This window comes from Pseudomonas sp. 32_A (assembly GCF_017490905.1).
Lineage (GTDB): Bacteria > Pseudomonadota > Gammaproteobacteria > Pseudomonadales > Pseudomonadaceae > Aquipseudomonas > Aquipseudomonas inefficax.
Genome location: NZ_JAFGYI010000257.1, coordinates 1 through 482, shown reverse-complemented (window position 1 = coordinate 482; position 482 = coordinate 1). Strand labels below are relative to the sequence as shown.

General features: G+C 70.1%; 1 pseudogene. It reads left to right on the top strand.

The window, feature by feature from the left end:
• Nucleotides 1-482, top strand: a pseudogene (locus J5M58_RS26565) (IS3 family transposase); the annotation flags it as partial.

Here is a 482-nt window from a genome sequence, read left to right as displayed (position 1 = left end):
ACCGGGCGCAGCACCCCGACCCTGAGACGGCGCCGCCGGCGCCCGAGGCGCTGCGGATCGCGCGGCTGGAGGCGGAGAATCGCAGGCTGGCGGAGGAGAACACGTTCTTGAAAAAAGCCGCGGCCTTCTTCGCGAAGGAACAGCGGTTAGCGAGAAGTTCACGCTCATGCACGCGGAGAAGGCCAACCACACGATCGGCCTCATGGCCAGGCTCCTCGAGGTCTCTCGCGCCGGCTACTACGCCTGGGCGAAACGGCAGGGCACGCTCTCGCCGACCGCAGCCCGGCGGACGTGGCTGGCAGAGCAGAGCCGCACGATACACGCTGAGTCGAACGGCGTGAACGGGTTCCGGCGGGTGCTCGCCGCGCTCGCGCGGCGCGGCATCAGCGCCTCGGAGGGGCTGGTGCGCGGCATCATGAACGAGCTGGGGATCGTCGGCATCCAGCCCCGGACGAGCAAGCGCACCACGATCGCCGCCGACG